The organism is Stenotrophomonas sp., from assembly GCF_036662295.1.
Classification (GTDB): Bacteria; Pseudomonadota; Gammaproteobacteria; order Xanthomonadales; family Xanthomonadaceae; genus Stenotrophomonas.
The window spans coordinates 1-20,173 of sequence record NZ_JAVWXA010000072.1; the positions used below are offsets into that span (position 1 = coordinate 1).

At 68.9% G+C, this 20,173-nt stretch carries 23 protein-coding genes; 10 read left to right on the forward strand and 13 right to left on the reverse strand.

Features of this window, described 5'->3' with window-relative positions; translation table 11 throughout:
- Positions 1–66: 66 nt before the first annotated feature.
- The 7 genes from RSA25_RS13640 to RSA25_RS13670 form a co-directional block, all read right to left on the reverse strand.
- Entirely contained in the window at positions 67–282 is a 216-nt protein-coding gene (locus tag RSA25_RS13640) for a hypothetical protein (protein ID WP_332809407.1), read from the reverse strand.
- Positions 283–542: 260 nt separating this feature from the next.
- Complete coding sequence (locus RSA25_RS13645; RefSeq protein WP_332809408.1) at positions 543–1,967, reverse strand: replicative DNA helicase; 1,425 nt, start codon at positions 1,965–1,967, stop codon at positions 543–545.
- 206 nt (positions 1,968–2,173) lie between these two features.
- On the reverse strand, positions 2,174–2,734 hold the full coding sequence (locus tag RSA25_RS13650) for an NAD(P)H-dependent oxidoreductase (RefSeq protein ID WP_332809409.1): 561 nt from the start codon (positions 2,732–2,734) through the stop codon (positions 2,174–2,176).
- A 133-nt stretch (positions 2,735–2,867) separates the two neighbouring features.
- Positions 2,868–4,823: an asparagine synthase (glutamine-hydrolyzing) gene (asnB, locus tag RSA25_RS13655; protein ID WP_332809410.1), complete on the reverse strand. Its 1,956-nt coding sequence runs from the start codon at positions 4,821–4,823 to the stop codon at positions 2,868–2,870.
- A 3-nt stretch (positions 4,824–4,826) separates the two neighbouring features.
- A complete protein-coding gene (locus RSA25_RS13660) occupies positions 4,827–7,106 on the reverse strand; it encodes a thiamine pyrophosphate-dependent enzyme (RefSeq protein ID WP_332809411.1) in 2,280 nt (759 codons plus the stop codon).
- 92 nt (positions 7,107–7,198) lie between these two features.
- Positions 7,199–7,744 carry a GNAT family N-acetyltransferase gene (locus RSA25_RS13665; RefSeq protein WP_332809412.1) on the reverse strand — a complete coding sequence of 182 codons (546 nt, stop codon included), beginning with the start codon at positions 7,742–7,744 and terminating at the stop codon, positions 7,199–7,201.
- Positions 7,745–7,872: 128 nt separating this feature from the next.
- Positions 7,873–8,703: a glycine zipper 2TM domain-containing protein gene (locus tag RSA25_RS13670; protein WP_332809413.1), complete on the reverse strand. Its 831-nt coding sequence runs from the start codon at positions 8,701–8,703 to the stop codon at positions 7,873–7,875.
- Between the two features lie 160 nt (positions 8,704–8,863).
- Between RSA25_RS13670 and RSA25_RS13675 the strand changes: the two genes are divergently transcribed.
- Together RSA25_RS13675 and RSA25_RS13680 are read left to right on the forward strand one after the other, a co-directional pair.
- Positions 8,864–9,088 carry a DUF6116 family protein gene (locus RSA25_RS13675; protein WP_332809414.1) on the forward strand — a complete coding sequence of 75 codons (225 nt, stop codon included), beginning with the start codon at positions 8,864–8,866 and terminating at the stop codon, positions 9,086–9,088.
- Positions 9,085–9,849, forward strand: coding sequence for a TatD family hydrolase (locus RSA25_RS13680; protein ID WP_332809415.1), 765 nt, complete (start codon positions 9,085–9,087; stop codon positions 9,847–9,849). The genes RSA25_RS13675 and RSA25_RS13680 overlap by 4 nt, the downstream gene beginning before the upstream one ends.
- A 42-nt stretch (positions 9,850–9,891) precedes the next feature.
- Here RSA25_RS13680 and RSA25_RS13685 read toward each other — a convergent pair whose 3' ends face one another.
- The gene (locus tag RSA25_RS13685; RefSeq protein ID WP_332809416.1) at positions 9,892–10,701 is read right to left on the reverse strand and encodes a tRNA threonylcarbamoyladenosine dehydratase; all 810 of its coding nucleotides are present in this window, start codon (positions 10,699–10,701) and stop codon (positions 9,892–9,894) included.
- 93 nt (positions 10,702–10,794) lie between these two features.
- On the opposite strand from RSA25_RS13685, the gene RSA25_RS13690 reads away from it, so the two are divergent.
- Together RSA25_RS13690 and RSA25_RS13695 are read left to right on the forward strand one after the other, a co-directional pair.
- A complete protein-coding gene (locus RSA25_RS13690) occupies positions 10,795–11,232 on the forward strand; it encodes a hypothetical protein (RefSeq protein ID WP_332809417.1) in 438 nt (145 codons plus the stop codon).
- Between the two features lie 118 nt (positions 11,233–11,350).
- Complete coding sequence (locus RSA25_RS13695) at positions 11,351–11,851, forward strand: glycine zipper 2TM domain-containing protein (protein WP_332809418.1); 501 nt, start codon at positions 11,351–11,353, stop codon at positions 11,849–11,851.
- Positions 11,852–11,935: 84 nt separating this feature from the next.
- Here RSA25_RS13695 and RSA25_RS13700 read toward each other — a convergent pair whose 3' ends face one another.
- Positions 11,936–12,139 carry a cold-shock protein gene (locus RSA25_RS13700; protein ID WP_019185917.1) on the reverse strand — a complete coding sequence of 68 codons (204 nt, stop codon included), beginning with the start codon at positions 12,137–12,139 and terminating at the stop codon, positions 11,936–11,938.
- A gap of 232 nt (positions 12,140–12,371) precedes the next feature.
- On the opposite strand from RSA25_RS13700, the gene RSA25_RS13705 reads away from it, so the two are divergent.
- From RSA25_RS13705 to arsC, 3 genes are all read left to right on the forward strand, one after another.
- The gene (locus RSA25_RS13705) at positions 12,372–12,857 is read left to right on the forward strand and encodes a DUF456 domain-containing protein (RefSeq protein ID WP_332809419.1); all 486 of its coding nucleotides are present in this window, start codon (positions 12,372–12,374) and stop codon (positions 12,855–12,857) included.
- Positions 12,858–13,011: 154 nt separating this feature from the next.
- On the forward strand, positions 13,012–14,178 hold the full coding sequence (locus RSA25_RS13710) for a phospholipase A (protein WP_332809420.1): 1,167 nt from the start codon (positions 13,012–13,014) through the stop codon (positions 14,176–14,178).
- On the forward strand, positions 14,178–14,531 hold the full coding sequence (gene arsC / locus RSA25_RS13715; protein ID WP_332809421.1) for an arsenate reductase (glutaredoxin): 354 nt from the start codon (positions 14,178–14,180) through the stop codon (positions 14,529–14,531). The genes RSA25_RS13710 and arsC overlap by 1 nt, the downstream gene beginning before the upstream one ends.
- 9 nt (positions 14,532–14,540) lie before the next feature.
- Here the strand turns inward: arsC and RSA25_RS13720 are convergent, their stop codons facing one another.
- Together RSA25_RS13720 and RSA25_RS13725 are read right to left on the reverse strand one after the other, a co-directional pair.
- Positions 14,541–14,888: a hypothetical protein gene (locus RSA25_RS13720; protein ID WP_332809422.1), complete on the reverse strand. Its 348-nt coding sequence runs from the start codon at positions 14,886–14,888 to the stop codon at positions 14,541–14,543.
- 102 nt (positions 14,889–14,990) lie between these two features.
- Positions 14,991–15,626, reverse strand: coding sequence for a glutathione S-transferase family protein (locus RSA25_RS13725; protein ID WP_332809423.1), 636 nt, complete (start codon positions 15,624–15,626; stop codon positions 14,991–14,993).
- A gap of 154 nt (positions 15,627–15,780) precedes the next feature.
- On the opposite strand from RSA25_RS13725, the gene RSA25_RS13730 reads away from it, so the two are divergent.
- Entirely contained in the window at positions 15,781–16,416 is a 636-nt protein-coding gene (locus RSA25_RS13730) for a LysE family translocator (protein ID WP_332809424.1), read from the forward strand.
- Between the two features lie 20 nt (positions 16,417–16,436).
- Here the strand turns inward: RSA25_RS13730 and RSA25_RS13735 are convergent, their stop codons facing one another.
- Both RSA25_RS13735 and RSA25_RS13740 read right to left on the reverse strand, forming a co-directional pair.
- On the reverse strand, positions 16,437–16,853 hold the full coding sequence (locus RSA25_RS13735; protein WP_332809425.1) for a hypothetical protein: 417 nt from the start codon (positions 16,851–16,853) through the stop codon (positions 16,437–16,439).
- Between the two features lie 133 nt (positions 16,854–16,986).
- Positions 16,987–18,504, reverse strand: coding sequence for a fumarate hydratase (locus tag RSA25_RS13740; RefSeq protein WP_332809426.1), 1,518 nt, complete (start codon positions 18,502–18,504; stop codon positions 16,987–16,989).
- A gap of 155 nt (positions 18,505–18,659) precedes the next feature.
- On the opposite strand from RSA25_RS13740, the gene RSA25_RS13745 reads away from it, so the two are divergent.
- Together RSA25_RS13745 and RSA25_RS13750 are read left to right on the forward strand one after the other, a co-directional pair.
- On the forward strand, positions 18,660–19,559 hold the full coding sequence (locus RSA25_RS13745; RefSeq protein WP_332809427.1) for an RNA polymerase sigma-70 factor: 900 nt from the start codon (positions 18,660–18,662) through the stop codon (positions 19,557–19,559).
- A gap of 32 nt (positions 19,560–19,591) precedes the next feature.
- Positions 19,592–20,035, forward strand: a complete 444-nt coding sequence (locus RSA25_RS13750; protein ID WP_332809428.1) for a carboxymuconolactone decarboxylase family protein — start codon at positions 19,592–19,594, stop codon at positions 20,033–20,035.
- The last annotated feature ends 138 nt before the right edge of the window (positions 20,036–20,173 follow it).

Below are 20,173 nucleotides of genomic sequence, written 5' to 3' on the forward strand. Positions count from 1 at the left end.
GCCGCAGCTTGGTGGGGCCCGGGGGTGCCCCCCGCCCGGCCCGCGCCCGGCACTACCCATCCCGGATCAGGCCGGCAGCGCGCGCCCGCCGCCCAGCAGCCGCGCCGGCAGCATCAACAGCGCGCGAAGAAACGCGAACAGGGCCGAAAACGTGATCCCGACCAGCCGGAACGGCAGGCTCAACAGCCACACGAACGGCCAGGCCACCAAGGCCAGGATCGCCAGCGGCCAGCACAGCACGAACAGCAGGCACCACACGCCCAGGGCGAACAGGGTCTTCATCGTCGGTCTCCAACGGCGGCAGCCTGCCGCCCGGAGACCACCATCGCGCCCTGCCCGGCGCAGTGCAACGGGTTGGCTCCAAACCCGCAAACCCCCCTATAAACCGCCCGCGCGGGCCGGGGGCGGGTCGTGCACGTGGCCCTTTCCTTGGGAGCCGCCCCGCGGCCGGCACTACCGTAGCGCCTTCGGCGCTACTTGGCTGCACGATGACAGTGCCATGGGAGCCGGCCAGCGGCCGGCACTACCGTAGCGCCTTCGCGCTATTCGAACGAGCCCACCGAGTCGTGCGACAGGTTGTCGAAGCGGGTGTATTCGCCGAAGAACTTGAGCTTGCACGAGCCGGTCGGGCCGCCTCGGTGCTTGCCGATGATGATCTCGGCCAGGCCCTTGTCAGGCGAATTTTCCTTGTTGTAGTAATCGTCGCGGTAGATGAACACGATCATGTCCGCGTCCTGCTCGATTGCGCCGGATTCGCGAAGGTCGGCCATCACCGGGCGCTTGTCGGTTCGCGTTTCCAGCGAGCGGTTGAGCTGGGACAGGGCGATCACCGGCACGTTGAGTTCCTTGGCCAGGCCCTTGAGCGATCGCGAGATCTCCGAGATTTCGGTCGCGCGGTTCTCGCTGTTGCCCGGCACGCTCATCAGCTGCAGGTAGTCGATCACGATCAGGCCCAGGTCGTGCTCGCGCTTGAGGCGGCGGCACTTGGAACGCAGGATCTCCGGCGACACGCCCGGCGTATCGTCGATGAAGATCTTGGTTTCCTTCAGCATCCGGATCGCACCGGTGACCCGGCTCCAGTCTTCGTCCTCCAGCTGGCCGGTACGCAGCCGCTGGGCGTTGATGCGGCCGTTGGAGGAGATCAGTCGCATGGCCAGCTGCGAGGCCGACATTTCCATCGAGAACACCGCCACGCCCTTCTTGGACTTGATCGCGGCGTACTCGGCGATGTTCAGGGCGAAGGTGGTCTTGCCCATGGCCGGGCGCGCGGCCAGGATGATCAGGTCGGTGGGCTGCAGGCCCGAGGTCATGGCATCGAAGTCGGCGTAGCCGGTGGGCAGGCCGGTGATGTTGCCGCCGTTCTCGAAGCGGTTGCGCAGCTCTTCGAAGGCATCCTTCAGCGCGCCGGGCATCGCCACGAAGTCGGTCCGGCCGCGCGCGCCCTGCTCGGCGATCGCAAACACCGACTTTTCCGCCGCCGAGAGCAGCTCGCTGCTTTCTCGACCTTCGGGCTGGAAGCCGTCGTTGACGATGTCCGTGCCGACCTGGATCAACTGGCGCAGCACGGCCTTGTCGCGCACGATTTCCGCATAGGCGGCGATGTTGGCCGCCGACGGCGTGGTGCTGGCCAGCTCGATCAGGTAAGCACCATCGCCCACCAGCTCCATCCGGCCCTGGGATTCGAACCACTCGCCCAGCGTCACCGCATCGAACGGACGATCGCGCTCGGACAGCTCGCGGATCGCGCGGTAGATCATCTGGTGGTCGCGACGATAGAAGTCGGTTTCGGTGAGCTGGTCATTGACCCGGTCATAGCTTTCCGGGGCCAGCATCAAGCCGCCCAGCACCGCCTGTTCGGCCTCGATCGAATGCGGGGGCACGCGCAGCTGGTCGATCCGCGCGTCATCGCGGTCGAAGCGGTCACCGCGGTCTTTGCGGTCGGAACGGAAGCCAGAGCGGGCGGACATGTCGGGGCGTACTTCCTGCAGTGCAGAGCGTGGGGCATGGTAGGCACGGCGCGGCCACCACAGCCACGCACAACCCTGTGGATAAGCGGTGGATGAGCTGGGTATACCGGCAGTTCGCCGGCAGCATCGGCCGCGGCCGTCGCATTGCGTGCGACAGGCGCCATTGCGGCGCCCGTCGTCCTGCCATTATCGCAGAAGCGCCCGGCTCAATGCTGACCGCCGTGGGTGGCGATCCAGGCCAGGAACCGGTCCATGAACCCCTGCAGGAAGGTGCGCGTGCCTTCGTTGGTGATCTGGCCGGCCTCGTCGATCAGGCCCTCCTTGAAATGCAGGAACACTTCCGGCTGCCCCAGCACCGGGGCGTCCAGGTAGGCCAGCACATTGCGCAGGTGCTGCTGGGCCAGCGCGGTGCCGATCACCCCGATCGAGGCCCCGACCACTGCGGCCGGCTTGCCGGCAAAGGCGCTGTCGCCGTACGGGCGCGAGCCCAGGTCGATGGCGTTCTTGAGCACGCCGGGGATGGAGCGGTTGTACTCGGGGGTGACGAACAACACCGCGTCGGCGTCACGGATCTGCTGTTTCAGGCGCACGCCCTGGGCGGGGTAGTCCTTGTCGAAGTCCTGGTTGTACAGCGGCAGGTCGCCGATCTCCACATGTTCAAAGTGCGCCTTGCCGGCAGCCAGTTTCTCCAGCGCCAGCGCCAACGCCTTGTTGTGCGAGCCCTTGCGCAGGCTGCCAACCAGCACCGCGATCTTCACGTCGGCCATGGGGTATCTCCGAGGGGGGAAGGCCCAGCCTAGGCGGGGCCACCTTCGGCAACGGTGAAGGCGGTTCAGCCCCCCATGGGGTGGCTGCTCCCCGGCCTCGATCATGTTTACGTCAGCCACCCATGGGGTGGCTCTACCCCCCGGCGGGGTGGCGCTCGACCTGGGCGCGTGCCTGGCGCCAATGCGCCTGCCAGGCCTGGAACATCAAGACGTTCCACAGGTGCGTGTGCCATTTGCGCTCGCCCTGCTGGAACTGCTGCCACAGCGGCACCACCGCCTCGACGTTGAACACGCCCTCGGCCGCCAGCCGTGCCGGATCAAGCAGCGCATCGGCCCAGCCGCGCAGGTCGCCCTTGAGCCATTCGCTGACCGGCGCGCCGAAGCCGCGCTTGGGCCGGTGCACCATCTCCTGCGGCACGTAGCGGCCGAGCACGCGCTTGAGCAGGTATTTGCTGACCCCGTCGCGGTGCTTCAGCGACAGCGGCAGCGACCAGGCGAACTCGGCCACCCGCCAGTCCAGCAGCGGCGCACGCGCTTCCAGGCTGACCGCCATGCTGGTGCGGTCCACCTTGCACAGCAGGTCATCGGGCAAATAGGTGTTGAAATCGGCCAGCATCATCGCGTCGGCAGGCGAGCCGGCCCCGTGCAGCGGATCGGCCAAGTCGTAGAAACTGCCCGCCCCGGTGGCGCCCTTCACCGCCGCGACCGGGTCGCGCCAACGCGAGATGCGGTTGCGGTACACATCGCCGATGCCGCGCGCGCCGGTCTCGGCCAGCAGCGCGGCCAGCCCGCCGGTGCGCGAGGCCTCGCCCTGGGTGTGCGAATGGCCCGCCATCCAGCGCCGCAGCGGCGCCGGCACCCGGCCCAGCATCGCCCAGTTGCGCAGCGCGCGCTGGTAGCGGCCGTAGCCGAAGAACAGCTCGTCGCCACCATCGCCGGACAGCGCCACGGTCACCGCGCTGCGCGCCAGCTTGGCCACCAGCGCGGTGGGCACCTGGGAGGCATCGGCGAACGGCTCGTCGAACATCGCCGGCAACGTCGGCACCACCGCCAGCGCATCGGCGCCGCTGACGTACAACTCGGTGTGATCGGTGCCCAGGTGCCCGGCCAGCGCCTTGGCCAGCGGCGCCTCGTCGTGGTGGGAACCCTCGAAGCCAATGCTGAAACTGTGGATCGGCGCGCTCGACTGCGCCTGCATCAAGGCGGCCACCACCGACGAATCGGTGCCGCCGGACAGGAACACGCCCACCGGCACGTCGGCCACCATGCGCAGCGCCACCGCATCGCGCAACACGCCATCCAGCTGGGACTCGGCCTCGTCGTCGCTGCCCACGAACGGCCGCGCCAGGGCCTGCTGCATGCGCTCGCGGGCGTTCCAGAACGGCACCTGCTGCTGGTCCGGCCGATGGGCGGCGGCGCCGGCGGCGACCGTGGCCGTATCCAGGCGCAGCACCCGGCCGGGCATCAGCTTGAAGCAGCGTTCGTGGATGCAGTGCGGGGCCGGGATGTAATCGAGCTTGAGCAGCAGGGTCAACGCGTCGCGGTCGATGTCATTGTCGAAGTGCGGGTGCTGCCACAGCGCCTTCAGTTCCGAGCCGAACACCAGCGCCTCGCCGGCCCAGCCGTAGTACAGCGGCTTCTTGCCGACCCGGTCGCGGGCCAGCCACAGGCACTGTTCGACGTGGTCCCACAGCGCGATGGCGAACATGCCGTTGGCCCGCTGCAGGGTCTCATCCAGGCCCCAGGCCACGAACGCGGCCAGCAGCACTTCGGTGTCCGAATGGCCGCGGAAGACATGCCCCCGCCCCTCCAGCTCGGCCCGCAGCGCAGCGAAATTATAGACCTCGCCGTTGTAGGCCAGCACGTAGCGCCCGTCGTCGGACGCCATCGGCTGGTGGCCCAGCGGCGACAGGTCCAGGATGCTCAACCGCCGGTGCGACAGCGCAATGCCGCCGCGCGCGTCGGCCCAGACCCCGCTGTCGTCCGGGCCACGGTGGATCAGCGCATCGCCCATGCGCCGCGCCAGCTGTTCGAGGGCTGCCTGCTCCGCTACCGGAGCCGGCAGCAGCATTCCTGCCAATCCACACATGCGTCAGAGATCCTGCGCCAGTACCCGGGCGGCGCTTACCACCGCATTGTCGCTTGGAAGCACGCACATTGCTGCCCCCGCCAGCGGCGTATAGGTGTCGGCCCCGCTGACCCGCTGCACGGGCAGGTGCCCCAGCCCCGCCTCGACCAGCGCGGTGATGACGCCCTCGCCCACTCCTGCGCTGTGGCGGCCCTCGTCCACCACCAGCACCCGCTGCGCGTCGGCGGCCTGTTCGGCGATGAAGCCGGCGTTGAGCGGCACCAGCCAGCGCAGGTCCACCACCCGCACCGCCCAGCCCAGTTCGGCCTGCAGGGTGCGCGCCGCGCGCAGGCTCATCGGCACGCCGTTGCCATAGGTGAAGATCACCAGGTCGTTGGCCTCCGGGGCGTATACCCGCCCCTCGCCCAGCCGCATCGTCTGCGCCGGCGGCGGGTACGCAAACAGCCACTGGCCATCGCCGGGCGCGTGCAGATCCTTGCTCATGTACAGCGCGATCGGCTCCAGGAACACCGCCACCCGCCCGTCCACCTGCGCCAGCGCGGCCAGGGTGCGCAGCATCATGGCTGCATCGTCGCCGCGCGAGGCGCAGCCGACCACCAGGCCGGGGATGTCGCGCAGGGCGGCGATCGAGTTGTCATTGTGGAAATGCCCACCGAAGCCCTTCTGGTAGCCCAGCCCGGCGATGCGCACCAGCATCGGGTTGCGGAACTGGTCGTTGGAGAAGAACTGCAGCGAGCAGGCCTCGCCGCGCAGCTGGTCGGCCGCGTTGTGCAGGTAAGCCAGGTACTGGATCTCCGGGATCGGCAGCATGCCCAGGTTGGCCAGGCCCTGGGCCATGCCCAGGATCATGGTTTCATCCAGCAGCGTGTTGAACACCCGGCGCGGCCCGAACGCCTTGAGCAGGCCCTTGCTGACCGTGTACACGCCGCCCTTCTGGGCGACGTCCTCGCCGAACAACAGGGTGGACGGGTACTTGGCCATCAGCTCGTGCAGGCCCTGGTTGATCTGGATGGCCAGATGCCGCGGCGGCAGCCCCTCGGGCAACTGCGCCGCGCCACCGAAGGCGGCCTCGCGGGCCGCCGGACTGGCCACGCGGGCCGCTTCGGCCTGCACGGCCGCCGGCGAATACGGTGCCAGCGGCGCCATGATCTGCGCCAGGCCCTCCAGCTTGGGCCGGCGGTCGGCCTCCTCGGCGGCGGCGAAACAGCGCGCGCGCATGGCCTCGTAGCGCTGCAGCACCTGCGCGGCGTCCATCCAGCCCGATTCCAGCGCGATCTGCGCCGAGCGCAGCAACGGGTCGGCCGCTTCGGCCGCGCACAGCTCGGGCAACGGCCGCCATTCGATCTCGAAATCGGTGCCGGCATGGCCCATCAGACGCGTGGTGCGCAGGTGCAGGAACGTGGGCCGCCGGGTGCGCCGGCAGTGGTCCAGCGCGCGTTGCACCTGGGCATGGCCCGCGGCCAGGTCCAAGCCGTCGGCGAAGAAATAGTCCAGCCCCGGGCGCTGGCTGAAGGCCTGTGCGATCCAGCCGTCGGGCGTCTTCACCGAGATGCCGATGCCGTTGTCCTCGCAGACGAACAGGATCGGCGCGGGCAGCCGCTGGTACGCCGCCCACGCCGCCGTATTGAAGGCGGTCTGCGCGGTGGCGTGGTTGGAGGAGGCATCGCCGAAGGAACAGATCACCACGCTGTCCTCGGGAATCGGCAGCGCATGGCCGATGCGCCGCGCGCTTTCGATGGCCATCGCCGTGCCCAGCGCCTTGGGCAGGTGCGAGGCGATGGTGGAGGTCTGCGGCAGCACCCACAGTGGCTTGCTGCCCCACACCTTGTGACGCCCGCCGCTGGCCGGATCGTCGCGGCTGGCGGCAAAGGACAGGGCCGCGTCCAGCACCGGGTCCATGTCGGGCAACTGGCGGAACCGCTCGGCCATGAAGGCCCCGGAACGGTAATGCAGGAATGCCGGGTCGGTATGCCGGGCCAGCCGCGCCACCAGCGCATTGCCCTCGTGGCCGGACGAACCGATGGTGTAGAAGACCTTGTTCTGCACGCGCAGCACGCGCGCCATCAGGTCCAGGTGGCGGCTGACCAGTTGCGAGTCCAACAGCGCGTCAAAGCCCTGCGCATCCAGCGTGCTGCCCGCCAGGATCTGCGCATCGGGCGCCGGACGCGGGCTGGAATCGCCCCGCCACTGCTGGACGAACTGGATGAAATTGGCGTCGCAGACCTCGGCCCGGTTGAGGCCTTTCATGCGTGCGGGAATAGGATCGGGAACCACGGCAAACATCCATCAGCCTCCGTGACGCGCGGCCAAAGCGACCACGCCGGGAGTCTGGCCGCAACCCGCGCCGCTTGCCAAGCGCGGGTGCAGCATGGCGCTCAGCCGCGGCGGCGGGCCCGCCACTGGTCGCGCGACTGGCCCCATATCTCCACCGGCTTGCCGTCGTGGGGCGCGGGCAGTTCGCCCATGCGCAGCCGCGTACTGCCCAGCTTGCGCGCGACCACCTTGGAGTTTTCGTTGGCCGCATCGATGGTGTGGATCACCTCGTCCCAGCCCAGCGTGTCGAAGGCCCAGTCGATGCTGGCCACCGCCGCTTCCGGCGCATAGCCCTGGCCCCAGCTCTGGCGGCGGATGCTCCAGCCCACTTCGGTCCCCGGCCAATCCAGCGGCTGCCATGGGCCCATCCGCCCGACCCAGTCGCCGCTGCTTTTTTCGATCACCGAGAACATCGAAAAGCCGTACAGGTGCCAGCTGCCGGCCAGGCAGCTGAAGCTGCGCCATGCCTGCGACGGGGCCTGCACCCCGCCCAGGTGCTGCATGACCTCGGGGTCGGAACAGAACCGCAGGAACGCGTCGAAATCCTCGGCACGCGGCGGGCGCAGGATCAGGCGGTCGGTTTCCAGCTGCAGGTCGAAGATGCTCATGGCGATGGCCGTCCGGATACGGGCCAGGGATCATCGCAGATGGGCGCGCGGCATGCCGTGGACCCTGCCGCAAAACGCAGCAGGCCGGACATGCCGGCCTGCTGCCCGCACGATCGATCCGTGCGCAGTTACTGCTTGTTGGCGTCCAGCGCGGCGGTCTGGGTGACCAGCTGGCCGTCGATCACCGGCAGGCGGTCGCTGCTCGGCTTGTTGTCCATCTTGACGGTCTTCTCGGCACCATCGTAACGGTAGGTCACGTTGTAGCCGGTGACCGCGTTGCTGGTGCCCATCGCGATGCGGTTGCCCGGCTTGCTGGCCATGCGCATCGTGCCGGTGGTGCCATCCTCATTGCGGTAGGTCACGTTGTAACCGGTGACCTTGGTCGACTCGGAGGTCGCCGTTTCGGTATGGCACTGGCGTTCGGTGCGGTTGACCACGCGGCCCCCCACATGGCGCTTGTCGACCTGGTTGCCGATCAGGCCACCGGCCACGGCACCGGCCGCGGTGGCCGCCTTGCGGCCGTTGCCGCCGCCCACCTGGTTGCCGAGCAGGCCACCGATGACCGCACCGGCCACCGTGCCACCCACGTTGCCGTCGCGCTCGGGCAGGCGTTCCTGCACCACCACGTCCTCGCACACTTCATGCGGGGTCTGGGTGGTGGCGGTCTCGCGCACCGGCTCGGTGCCGATCACGGTGGCGTAGGCCTTTTCCTTGCGGGTAAGCGGATCGACCTTGACGATGTCGGCGTATTCCAGCTTGCCGGGCTTGTCTTCGATCGCCAGCTGATCGGTGCGCGCACCGTCCTCGGCCAGCGGCGTGGTATCCAGCGTGGGCCGGCTCTGGATTGCGGCGGCCGGGTCCGATGCGGGGGCGCCACTCTTCATGAAAGCAGCGGTGGCGATGCCGCCGACAAGCAGCGCGCCTGCGGCGACCAAGGCAGTGGTGGTAGTACTCTTCATAACCGGCTCCCTGCGGACGATCCGCAACGTTCTTGGGCGAATTCCAGCACGCCATGCCTGAACGGAATCTCCACAATGCGTGCACGCCGCGCTTACCCATTCAGGTTCTGTGTCGGTGAGGCCCGTGATAGCGTTTACCGCTTCTGTCCAGGAGTGCGTCATGGCCAATCCCCTGCTGCTGCCGATACTGGAATGGGCCCGTCGGCTGCGCTATCCCACGCTGTTCAAGCTCACCGCCGGCCTGTTCGCGGTGACGCTGGTGGTGCCCGACCCGGTGCCGTTCGTGGATGAGATCCTGCTCGGCCTGGGCACCCTGCTGCTGGCCAACTGGAAGAACCGCAGCATGGCGCTGCCACCGGCCCTGCCGCGCAAGCGCCGCGCGTGAGCCTGGTCGACAGCCACTGCCACCTGGATGCGGATGAATTCGATGCCGACCGCAGCGCCGTGATCGCGCGCGCCCGCGCGGTCGGCGTGCGGGCCCAGGTGGTGCCGGCGGTGACCGCCGCCAGCTGGACCAAGCTGCGCCAGACCTGCCAGCTGGCCGACGGCCTGTACCCGGCGTACGGCCTGCATCCGATGTTCCTGGACGCGCACCAGCCCGGCCACCTGGACGAGCTGCGGGACTGGATCGAGCGCGAGCGGCCGTGTGCGGTCGGCGAATGCGGGCTGGATTTCTTCGTGGAAGGCCTGGATGCGGAACGGCAGCAGCAGTACTTCCTCGGCCAGCTGCGGCTGGCCCGCGAGTTCGACCTGCCGGTGATCGTGCATGCGCGGCGCGCGGTGGATGCGGTGATCGCCGCCATCCGCCAGGTCGGCGGCCTGCGCGGGGTGGTCCACAGTTTTCCGGGCAGTCCCGAACAGGCCGCGCAACTGCACCGGCTCGGCTTCCTGCTGGGCCTGGGCGGCCCGCTCACCTACGACCGCGCGCAGCGCCTGCAGCGCTTGGTGGCCAGCATGCCGCTGGAACAGCTGCTGCTGGAAACCGACGCCCCCGACCAGCCCGATGCGGGCATCCGCGGCGAACGCAACGAGCCGGCGCGGCTGCCGGTGATCCTGGCCATGGTGGCGCGCCTGCGCGGTGCGTCCAGCGAGGACATCGCCGCGCAGACCACGGCCAACGCACGCCGCCTGTTTGGGCTGCCGTAGCGCCGCCCGGGGGGGCGGCCCGCGGTCACAGGGCGGCGACCGTCATTCCGCAGCGGCCACCACGGCTGGCTTCTTCAACAGCATCTCCAGCGCCTTGCCCACGGCGGCGAACGCAAACGCGCCGGTGATATGCGTGGCCGCGCCGAGGCCGGCGCCGCAGTCCAGCTTCAATGCCGCGTCCGCGCCCAGGTTGGGGCGGACCCCGCACACGCTGCCGTCAGCCTGCGGGTACTTCACGTTTTCCAGCGAGTACACCGCCGGCACCCCGAAGTAGCGCGAGGCATTCTTGGGAAAGTTGAAGTCGCTGCGCAGCTTCTTGCGGATCAGCGCCAGCATCGCATCGTGTTCGGTGCGCGAGACATCGCGGATCCGCACCAGGGTCGGGTCGGTGCGCCCACCGGCCGCGCCGACGGTCAGGATCGGCAGCTTGCGCCGCCGGCACCAGGCGATGGTCTCCACCTTCACCCGGAAGCTGTCGCAGGCATCGATCACCAGGTCGAAGTCGCGATCCAGCAGCGACACCATGTTGGAGACGGTCAGGAACGCGGCGACCGCATCGACCTGGATATCGGGGTTGATCGCGCGGCAGCGCTCGGCCATCGCCTCGGCCTTGTTGCGCCCGTACTGGCCGGCCAGCGCCGGCAACTGGCGGTTGGTGTTGGACACGCAGATGTCATCGGCATCGATCAGCGTCAGGTGCCCCACCGCCGTGCGTGCCAGGGCCTCCACCACCCACGAGCCGACCCCGCCCATGCCCACCACCGCCACCCGGCGCCGGGACAACTGGTCCACGGTGCCCACCCCATACAGCCGGTCGATGCCGGCAAATCGTTCACGCAAGACGTCGTTCATCGGCCGATTTTACCCTTCCGCCGTGCGCCCCGTACGCCACGCCCACACCGGCCGCCGTAAGATCGAGCGCAGCCCCTGAACGGACGCCAGCCCATGCCCACGCCGCCCCCGCCTCCCCGCCAACCCGCCGCCTACCGCTACCTGCTGGTGGGGGTGCTCGGCCTGCTGGTCGGCCTGATCGCCACGGTGATGGTGGCGCGCGCGATCCAGGCGCGCCAGGACCCGTTCCCGGAGGCGCTGATGCACGTGATGGACCGGCAGGTGCAGCTGCTGCAGGCCGCCCAGGCGCAGAACCGCTGCAGCCTGGCCGACAGCGTGCCGCGCACCCAGACGCTGCGCTCGCTGTCCAACGATGTGGACCTGGCCTTCCCGGGGCTGAAGGACAGCCAGGCCTTCCAGCAGCACGCCAGCGCGCTGCGCGCCACGCTCAACCAGGCACTGGCGGCACCGCCGGCCGATTGCACGGCCATGGCCGCGCTGGTGGAGAAGATCCAGACCGACTGCCGGGCCTGCCACCAGGATTTCCGCTGATTCATCTGGCAGCCACGCTGGCGCGGCCAGATTGGCGCGCTGTTCACGTAGCAGAGGACAGGATCTGCGGCATGCGCCCCAGACGCATTCGACCACCCCTCTGGCCAGGAGAACCACCATGAAGATCCAACTCATCGCTGCCGCCACCGTTGCCACGCTCGCACTGGCCGGCTGCGCGACCACCTCGCCCGGCTACGGCAACAGTGGTTACAACAACGGCTACGGCAACAACAGCGGTTACGGCAACAACAACGGGTACAACACCGGTCGCTGCGCCGACTGCGGCATCGTCACCCGCATCAACCAGGTGGCCTCCGGGCGCACCGCCCCCTCCGCGACCGGCGCCATCCTCGGCGGCATCGTGGGCGCGGTGGCCGGCCATGAGATCTCCGACCACACCGGCGGCAGCAAAGGCAACCAGAACATCGCCGCCGCCGCCGGCGCGGTGGGTGGCGCGCTGGCCGGCAACCAGATCCAGAAGAACGTGACCAGCGATACCTTCGACATCAGCGTGCGCATGGACGATGGCCGCACGGTGGTGGTCAACCAGCGCGACCTCGGCGGGATCCGCGAGAACACCTACGTGCGCGTGGTCAACGGCAAGGTGATCCTGCGCTGAGCGCAGGCCGCCCCATCGCCGCTGCACGAAAAAGGGCCCGCTTGCGCGGGCCCTTCTCGTATCGCATACAGGACGCGGGTGCGCTTAGAGCGGCTTCACCTTGTCGGCCTGCAGGCCCTTCTGGCCGGTGACCACTTCGAACTCGACCGCCTGACCTTCCTTGAGGCTCTTGAAGCCCTGGGATTCGATCGCACGGAAGTGAACGAACACGTCTTCGCCGCTTTCACGGCTGATGAAACCAAAACCCTTCGCGTCGTTGAACCACTTGACGGTGCCCTTCTCAGCCATCTTAGCTACTCCCTAACTGTCTTGTTGTTGGATACGCCGGTACAGGCGGCTGACAGCAAGGGGGAAGCGAGGTGCAACGATGCAGCGGATCCGGAAGATCTACCATCATCAGGCCACGATCCACGGTGACCTTGCCAAGCTCAGCGTCTGCAACTTAACCCGAGCAAAACGAAAAATCAACTGGCAAATCCTTTCGGATGTCAACCCTGTTTCCTATACCATACGGTACAGCATGGACTATTCATTCATCTTCTACCTGCTGGCGCTGATGCTGGTGCTGATCGGCATCGCCGGCGTGGTGTTGCCGGCCCTGCCCGGCGTGCCGCTGGTGTTCGCCGGCCTGCTGCTGGCCGCCTGGGCCGACGGCTTCGCGCACGTGGGCTGGCTGCCGCTGACCCTGCTTGGGGTGATCACCCTGGTCTCCTTCGGGGTGGACATCCTGGCCACGGTGGTGGGTGCCAAGCGGGTGGGCGCCAGTCCCAAGGCGTTGTGGGGCACCTTCCTGGGCAGCGTGGTGGGCATGTTCTTCATGCCGATCGGCCTGCTGGCCGGCCCCTTGCTGGGCGCGCTGGCCGGCGAGTACTGGCATACCCGCGAGCTGGGCCGCTCGACCCAGGTCGGCCTTGCCACCTGGTTGGGGATCCTGCTCGGGGTGGCCCTGAAGATGGCGTTGATCGTGGCGATGCTGGGATTGTTCGCCTTCGCCTGGTGGTTCTGAGCACCGCGACGCGGCCTGTTTCACATTGCGAGCACACCATCGCCGGGCATAAACGCGCCAGGCATCGTGGCGCGCGCGTGCTGGCACGTTGGCGGGCCAGCGGCCACACTGTTGCCGACCACCCCATTCATTCTTGCCACCTGGCCCCGTTTTCATGATGATCCCGCGCCCCCGCACCGCCCTGTTCACCGCCCTGGCCCTGGCCAGCCCCGCCCTGCCGCTGGCCGCGCAGGAAGCCGCGCCCACGCCGGCATCGCCGGAGGCCTGTGCACTGGTCGATACCGATGCGGCGCGCCTGGCCTGCTACGACAAGCTGTTCGGCCACACCCGCGGGGTTACGGTGGCTGCCGATGCCGCCGCCACGGCTGCCCAGCAGGCGCGCCGTGAAGAACGCCAGGCCGTGCGCACCGCCGAGGCCGATGCGCCGGCCACGCAGCGCGCCAGGCGGCGCATGGGCGAGCTGTTCAAGAGCGATGGCCACGAGGAGGCCCTGGCCAACGCCGGCAAGGGCTCGCTGCTGGACAGCCGCTGGGAGCTGGCGCAGGACTCCAAGCTGGGTGCCTTCCAGCTGCGGGCCTACAAGCCGGTGTACCTGCTGCCGGCGTTCTGGACCAGCGACAAGAACCAGACCCCGCAATCGCCCAACCCGGCCAACACCGTCACCACCCCGCAGCTGCTGGACAGCAACGAGCTGAAGTTCCAGCTCAGCTTCAAGACCAAGGTGGTGGAGAATTTGTTCGGCGACAACGGCGACATCTGGGCCGGCTATACGCAGAGCTCGCGCTGGCAGGCCTACAACGCCGAGAACTCGCGTCCGTTCCGCGAAACCAATTACGAACCGGAAATCATGATGCTGTTCCGCAACGGCTACTCGATCGGTGGCTGGCGTGGGCGCATGAGCGGGATCGGCGTCAACCACATGTCCAATGGCCGTGCCGATCCGCTGTCGCGCAGCTGGAACCGGGTGATCGCCACCATCGGCCTGGACCGCGAGAACTGGGCGCTGGTGCTGCGCCCGTGGTACCGCCTGCCGGAAGACCGCAAGGACGACAACAACCCGGATATCGAGGACTACATGGGCCGCGGCGATGCCACGCTGACGTGGAACCGCAACGGGCATGAGGTCTCGCTGATGGCACGGCACTCGCTGCGTGGCGGCGACCGTTCGCACGGGGCGGTGCAGCTCGATTACGGCTTCCCGATCAGCAACCTGCTGCGCGGCCACGTGCAGGTGTTCGACGGCTACGGCGAAAGCATGATCGACTACAACCACAAGGCCACCTACATCGGCCTGGGCGTGTCGCTGCTGGAGTGGTACTGATGTCGGTGACGATCTGGCACAACCCGCGCTGCAGCAACTCGCGCGGGGCGCTGCAGCTGCTGCATGACCACGGCATCGCCCCGCAGGTGGTGGAGTACCTCAAGGATCCGCCGGACCGGGAGACGCTGCATGCGCTGGTCGGGGCGATGGGTACCGGCGCGCGTGCGCTGCTGCGCGAGAAGGAGGCCGCCTACACCACGCTGGGGCTGGCCGACCCGACCCTGGACGATGCGTCGCTGATCGAAGCGATGCTGCAGCACCCGGAACTGATCAACCGGCCGATCGTGCGCACGCCGCTGGGCGTGCGCCTGTGCCGGCCGCCGCAGACGGTGCTGGAGATCCTGCCGGCCTGAGCCGGCACGTCAGCCGCCGCAGCCGCTCATGCAGCGGCCGCGGTCTTCGCCGCAGGTGAGCGCGGGCAGGCGGTTGCGGCAGTAGTCGGCGCTGGCCTGGCAGGATTTGCGCAGGTCCGGGTTGTCGATCTTGTCGCAGCGGGTGTCACGCTGGGTGGCCACGCCGGTGCCGCAACTGTCGCTGCTGCCAAACCCGGTGCGGCTGGCCATGCAGCTGTCGTGGCGGCGCTGGCATTGGTCCATGCACTGGTTGGCCGCGGTGACCTCGCGCAGGGAGGGCGCGGCATAGGTGTCGCCCTCGCTGCGGCAGGCGGTGAACAGCAGCGCCAGCAGCAGCGCGCACAGCATCCTTGTCATGGTGCAACTCCTTGTGCGGGGCAACCGGCCGGCTGCGGGCAATGCCTGCGACTCTAGCATTCCCTTCGCGGCAACCGGCCCGTGCCGTGGCCGCCGGCGTGCTCAGCGCCAGTCGGTGATGCCCTCGCGGCGGTACACCTCGGCGAAGGCCGGGCGCGCCTTCATGCGGTCGGCATGGGCCTTGAGCACCGGCCAGCGATCGCTCGGCGTGGGCATATTGCGCGACCAGCGCATCAGCATCACCAGCATGAAATCGACCACGCCCGGCGCCGCCCCCAGCAGGTACGGGCCACCGGCCTGCAGGTGGTCGGCCAGGTGCTGCCACGCCGCCTCCAGCCGTTGCCGCGCGTGCTGGCGGGTGGCCTCGACGTTGTCCGGCCCGGCCATCTCCTCGGCGTAGAACCAGGCACGGTAGGCCGGCTGCACGGTGTTGGCACACCAGAACATCCAGCGGTAGGCCTCGCCACGCAGCGCGCTGCCCGGCGGCGGCAGCAGGCCCGCCTGCGGATAGCAGTCGGCCAGGTGCAGCGCGATGGCCGGCGCTTCGGTCAATACCTGGCCGTCGATCACCAGGGTGGGCACCAGGCCGGCCGGATTGAGCGCCAGGTACGCCGCGGATTTGTGTTCGCGCGCGTCGAAGTCGAGCAGCACCAGATCGTGGGCGATGTCCAGTTCGAGCAGCAGCCAATGCACCACCAGTGACGCGGTGCTGGGGGAGCCATACAGGGTGGTGGTCATGCGCGCCGCCGCTCAGGGGGAAGCGCTCGATTATGCGCGCGCCGACGCCCGCGCAGGGATACAGATGCAGCGCCGTTGGCGCGGTGGCTGTGGCTGTCTGGCCATGCGCGCCGCGCCTACCATGCGCGGCACCTTCCCCCCGGAACATGCCCCCGTGGTCGACCCCTCGCACCTGCTGGCCTTCGGCCTGGTCTCGCTGGGCATGGTGCTCACGCCTGGGCCGAACATGCTGTACCTGGTGTCGCGCTCGCTGTGCCAGGGGCCGGCTGCTGCGCTGGTGTCGCTGGCCGGCATGGCGCTGGGGCTGTGCGTGTACCTGCTGTGCGCGGTGCTGGGCATCACGGTGCTGTTGATGGCGGTGCCGCATGCCTACGACGCGCTGCGGATCGCCGGTGCGTTCTACCTGCTGCACCTGGCATGGCAGGCGCTGCGCCCCGGCGGGCACTCGCCGTTCGCGCCGCGGGCGCTGCCCCGCGACAACCGGCCCCGCCTGTTTGCGATGGGCCTGCTGACCGCCCTGCTCAACCCCAAGGTGGCGGTGCTGTACCTGTCACTGCTGCCGCAGTTCATCCAGCCCGGTTCCCACGCCAGCGTGACGGCGCAATCGGTGCAGCTGGGCGCGGTGCAGATCGTGATCAGCGTGGGCGTCAACGCCCTGATCGTGCTGGGCGCCGGGCACATCGCCGCGGTGCTGGCGACACGGCCGCGATGGCAGGCCGCGCAGCGCGGGCTGATGGGCACGGTGCTGGGCGGACTGGCACTGCGGATGATGCTGGATACGCGCCGCTGAGCGCGGTGCATCGCCCTGGCTCAACTGCCGCCGCAGGAGGACATGCAACGGTCGGACTCTTGGCTGCAACTGATCAGCGGCGACTGGTCCATGCATGCCTGTGCCTGGGACAGGCACGAGCGGCGCAGGTCGTCGTTGTCGATGCGGTCGCATTGTCGGGCCGCCTCGACATCGCAGCCGGTGCGACGGTCGGTGTCCGAGCGCGCCAGGCAGCTGCTGCGCTGTTGCTGGCAGGACATCACGCATTGCGCGCCGGGATTGTCGCCGGGCAGGTTGGCGTAGACATCGCCGTCGCTGCTGCAGCCCGCCAGCGCCACCAGCGCGGCGGCCATCAGCAACGCGCGGGCGTACCGCCGCGCGGCGTGGACCTGACCGGTGCGACGGCCGGTGAGCGGGTGGCGATGGGGCGAGGCAAGGCGTGGGGTGCGGGGTGTCATCGAGCGGCGTCCATTCCGGGGGAGCGCTGGACCGTAGCAGAGTCCTCCGTGCGCGAGCGTTAAATGCCCGCAACGAAAAAACGGCGCCGTCATGGCGCCGTCTTCGTCAACACGTGCGTGCCTGCGGCAGCGGTTACGCCACCACGACCGGAATCTGGCCGATGCGGGCCTGCCACTCGCGCGGACCGGTGATGTGCACCGACTCGCCGGTGGCATCCACGGCCACGGTCACCGGCATGTCCTGCACGGTGAACTCGTAGATCGCCTCCATCCCCAGGTCGGCAAAGCCCACCACCTTGGCGGCCTTGATCGCCTTGGAAACCAGGTAGGCCGAACCACCCACTGCCATCAGGTAGGCCGACTTGTTGTCCCGGATCGCCTCGATCGCGGCCGGGCCACGTTCGGCCTTGCCGACCATGCCCAGCAGGCCGGTCTGTTCCAGCACCTGGCGGGTGAACTTGTCCATGCGCGTGGCGGTGGTTGGGCCGGCCGGGCCCACCACTTCGTCGCGCACCGGATCGACCGGACCCACGTAGTAGATGAAGCGCCCCTTGAGGTCCACCGGCAGCGGCTCGCCCTTGTTGAGCATGTCCACCATGCGCTTGTGCGCGGCGTCGCGGCCGGTCAGCAACTTGCCGTTGAGCAGCAGGGTCTGGCCCGGCTTCCAGCTGGCCACGTCCTCGGGGGTGATCGTGTCCAGGTCCACGCGGGTGCCCTTGGAGGCGTCGTAGGTGATCTGCGGCCAGTCTTCCAGCGACGGCGGATCGAGCATCACCGGGCCGCTGCCGTCCAGGGTGAAGTGCGCATGGCGGGTGGCGGCGCAGTTGGGAATCATCGCAACCGGCAGGTTGGCCGCGTGGGTCGGGAAGTCCTTCACCTTGATATCCAGCACCGTGGTCAGGCCGCCCAGGCCCTGCGCGCCGATGCCCAGCGCGTTGACCTTGTCGAACAGCTCCAGGCGCAGTTCCTCGGCACGGTTGGACGCGCCGCGTGCCTTGAGCTCGTTGATGTCGATCGGCTCCATCAGCGATTCCTTGGCCAGCAGCATCGCCTTCTCGGCGGTGCCGCCGATGCCGATGCCGAGCATGCCCGGCGGGCACCAGCCGGCGCCCATGGTCGGCACCGTCTTGAGCACCCAGTCCACGATCGAATCGGACGGGTTGAGCATGGCGAACTTGGACTTGGCCTCCGAGCCACCGCCCTTGGCGGCGACGATCACCTCCACCGTGTCGCCCGGCACGACCTTGACGTTGACCACGCCCGGCGTGTTGTCTTTGGTATTGATGCGCTTGCCGGCCGGATCGGCCAGCACCGAGGCGCGCAGCTTGTTGTCCGGGTAGTTGTAGGCACGGCGCACGCCTTCGTTGGCCATGTCTTCCACGCCCATCGTGGCATCGTCCCAGCGCACGTTCATGCCGATTTCCAGGAACACGGTGACGATGCCGGTGTCTTGGCAGATCGGCCGGTGCCCCTCGGCGCACATGCGCGAGTTGATCAGGATCTGGGCCATCGCCTCCTTGGCGGCCGGCGACTCCTCGCGCTCGTAGGCGGCGGACAGGCTCTTGATGTAATCGACCGGGTGGTAGTACGAGATGTACTGCAGCGCGTCGGCGATGGACTGGATGAGGTCTTCCTGCTTGATCGATGTCACGTCTTGCTCGCTTGCTGGAGGCTGGCGGGGTTCAGCCGCCCATTTTACCCCCCTTCGGGCCGCCAGGTGGCCCCTGCCCCGGCGTGGGCGATTGCTGGCACAGTAGGGCCCCGCCCCGCCTGTCACAGCGCCGCGCCCGGCCGCGTCCTCCCCGCATGGACCCCACCGACACCTTCCAGACCCACCGCCCCCGCCTGTTCGCCCTGGCCTACCGCCTGCTGGGCAGCCGCAGCGACGCCGAGGACATCGTCCAGGACGCCTGGCTGCGCTGGCAGGGCGTGGACGCGGCCGGCATTGCCGATCCGGAGGGCTGGCTGGTCACCGCCACCACCCGGCTCGGGCTGGACCGGCTGCGTGCCCGCCGCAGCGCCCGTGTGGCCTACGTGGGGCCGTGGCTGCCCGAGCCGCTGGAGATCACGCTGGACCCCGATCCGCTGCAGGACCCTGCCCGGCGCCACGCGCTGGCCGACGAGGTATCGGTGGCGTTCCTGGCGTTGCTGGAGCAGCTCAAGCCGGACGAACGCGCCGCCTTCCTGCTCAAGGACGTGTTCGACTACGACTACCCCGAGATCGCCCCGTTGCTGGCCCACAGCCAGGCCAACTGCCGCCAGCTGGTGCACCGCGCCCGCCAGCGGCTGCAGGCCGGCACGCCGCGCTTCGCGGTCAGCCCTGCCCAGCACCGCGACCTGCTGGCCCGGTTCATGGAGGCCTCCCAGCGCGGCGACCAGGCCACCCTGCTGTCCCTGCTGCACGCCAATGCGGAGCTGGTGTCCGACGGCGGCGGCCGGGTGACCGCGGTGATCCGGCCGCTGCAGGGCGCCGAGCGCATCGCGCAGTTGTACGTGGCCATCGCCCGGCGCGATGGGGCGCACCCGGCACGCCTGGGCTACGTCAACGGCGAGCCGGCCATCCTGCGCTTCCAGGGCGTGCACCTGCACTCGGTGACGGTGGTCAGCGTGGAGGGCGACCGCATCGTGCGCGTGCTGAGCGTGCTCAATCCGGAAAAACTCACGCACGTTGTCACAGCGCCGGGCGCTGGCGCGTCCTCCCTGTGAAGACGGCCACTGCGGCCGTCATGGAGTCCACGATGTCCACGTCGCCCCGCGTTCCGTACTTCCGTCTGGCCAACGAGGCCATCAAGGGCCTGCTGGCCACCAGCAAGGCCGTGCATGACAGCTCGATCGACCCGACGCTGATGGAACTGGTGTTCCTGCGCGTGTCGCAGATCAACGGCTGCGGCTATTGCATGGACATGCACGGCACCGCCCTGCGCAAGGGTGGGATCGAGCCGCGCAAGCTCGACACGCTGCCGGCCTGGCACGAAAGCCGTTTCTTCGACGCCCGCGAGCGTGCCGCGCTGGGCTGGGCCGAAGCCCTGACCCGGCTGCCCGATGGCGCACCGTCCGAAGCCGCCTTCGATGCGCTGGCGCCGCATTTCGATGAAAAGGGCATCAGCGACCTGAGTGTCGGCGTGGCGGTGATCAACGCCTGGAACCGCCTCGGCGCGGGCCTGCTGCCGCCGCTCCCGTAACCGGTAGTGCCGGCCGCTGGCCGGCTCCAGGCAAACCCACCAAGGTAGTGCCGGCCGCTGGCCGGCTCCAAGCAAACCCACCAAGGTAGTGCCGGCCGCTGGCCGGCTCCAAGCAAACCCATCCAGCATGGTAGTGCC

Coding starts and splice junctions, on each gene's coding strand:
- RSA25_RS13640 (WP_332809407.1), bottom strand. CDS start 282: ATGAAGACCCTGTTCGCCCTGGGCGTGTGGTGCCTGCTGTTCGTGCTG.
- RSA25_RS13645 (WP_332809408.1), bottom strand. CDS start 1,967: ATGTCCGCCCGCTCTGGCTTCCGTTCCGACCGCAAAGACCGCGGTGAC.
- RSA25_RS13650 (WP_332809409.1), bottom strand. CDS start 2,734: ATGGCCGACGTGAAGATCGCGGTGCTGGTTGGCAGCCTGCGCAAGGGC.
- asnB (WP_332809410.1), bottom strand. CDS start 4,823: ATGTGTGGATTGGCAGGAATGCTGCTGCCGGCTCCGGTAGCGGAGCAG.
- RSA25_RS13660 (WP_332809411.1), bottom strand. CDS start 7,106: ATGTTTGCCGTGGTTCCCGATCCTATTCCCGCACGCATGAAAGGCCTC.
- RSA25_RS13665 (WP_332809412.1), bottom strand. CDS start 7,744: ATGAGCATCTTCGACCTGCAGCTGGAAACCGACCGCCTGATCCTGCGC.
- RSA25_RS13670 (WP_332809413.1), bottom strand. CDS start 8,703: ATGAAGAGTACTACCACCACTGCCTTGGTCGCCGCAGGCGCGCTGCTT.
- RSA25_RS13675 (WP_332809414.1), top strand. CDS start 8,864: ATGGCCAATCCCCTGCTGCTGCCGATACTGGAATGGGCCCGTCGGCTG.
- RSA25_RS13685 (WP_332809416.1), bottom strand. CDS start 10,701: ATGAACGACGTCTTGCGTGAACGATTTGCCGGCATCGACCGGCTGTAT.
- RSA25_RS13690 (WP_332809417.1), top strand. CDS start 10,795: ATGCCCACGCCGCCCCCGCCTCCCCGCCAACCCGCCGCCTACCGCTAC.
- RSA25_RS13695 (WP_332809418.1), top strand. CDS start 11,351: ATGAAGATCCAACTCATCGCTGCCGCCACCGTTGCCACGCTCGCACTG.
- RSA25_RS13700 (WP_019185917.1), bottom strand. CDS start 12,139: ATGGCTGAGAAGGGCACCGTCAAGTGGTTCAACGACGCGAAGGGTTTT.
- RSA25_RS13705 (WP_332809419.1), top strand. CDS start 12,372: ATGGACTATTCATTCATCTTCTACCTGCTGGCGCTGATGCTGGTGCTG.
- RSA25_RS13710 (WP_332809420.1), top strand. CDS start 13,012: ATGATGATCCCGCGCCCCCGCACCGCCCTGTTCACCGCCCTGGCCCTG.
- arsC (WP_332809421.1), top strand. CDS start 14,178: ATGTCGGTGACGATCTGGCACAACCCGCGCTGCAGCAACTCGCGCGGG.
- RSA25_RS13720 (WP_332809422.1), bottom strand. CDS start 14,888: ATGACAAGGATGCTGTGCGCGCTGCTGCTGGCGCTGCTGTTCACCGCC.
- RSA25_RS13725 (WP_332809423.1), bottom strand. CDS start 15,626: ATGACCACCACCCTGTATGGCTCCCCCAGCACCGCGTCACTGGTGGTG.
- RSA25_RS13735 (WP_332809425.1), bottom strand. CDS start 16,853: ATGACACCCCGCACCCCACGCCTTGCCTCGCCCCATCGCCACCCGCTC.
- RSA25_RS13745 (WP_332809427.1), top strand. CDS start 18,660: ATGGACCCCACCGACACCTTCCAGACCCACCGCCCCCGCCTGTTCGCC.
- RSA25_RS13750 (WP_332809428.1), top strand. CDS start 19,592: ATGTCCACGTCGCCCCGCGTTCCGTACTTCCGTCTGGCCAACGAGGCC.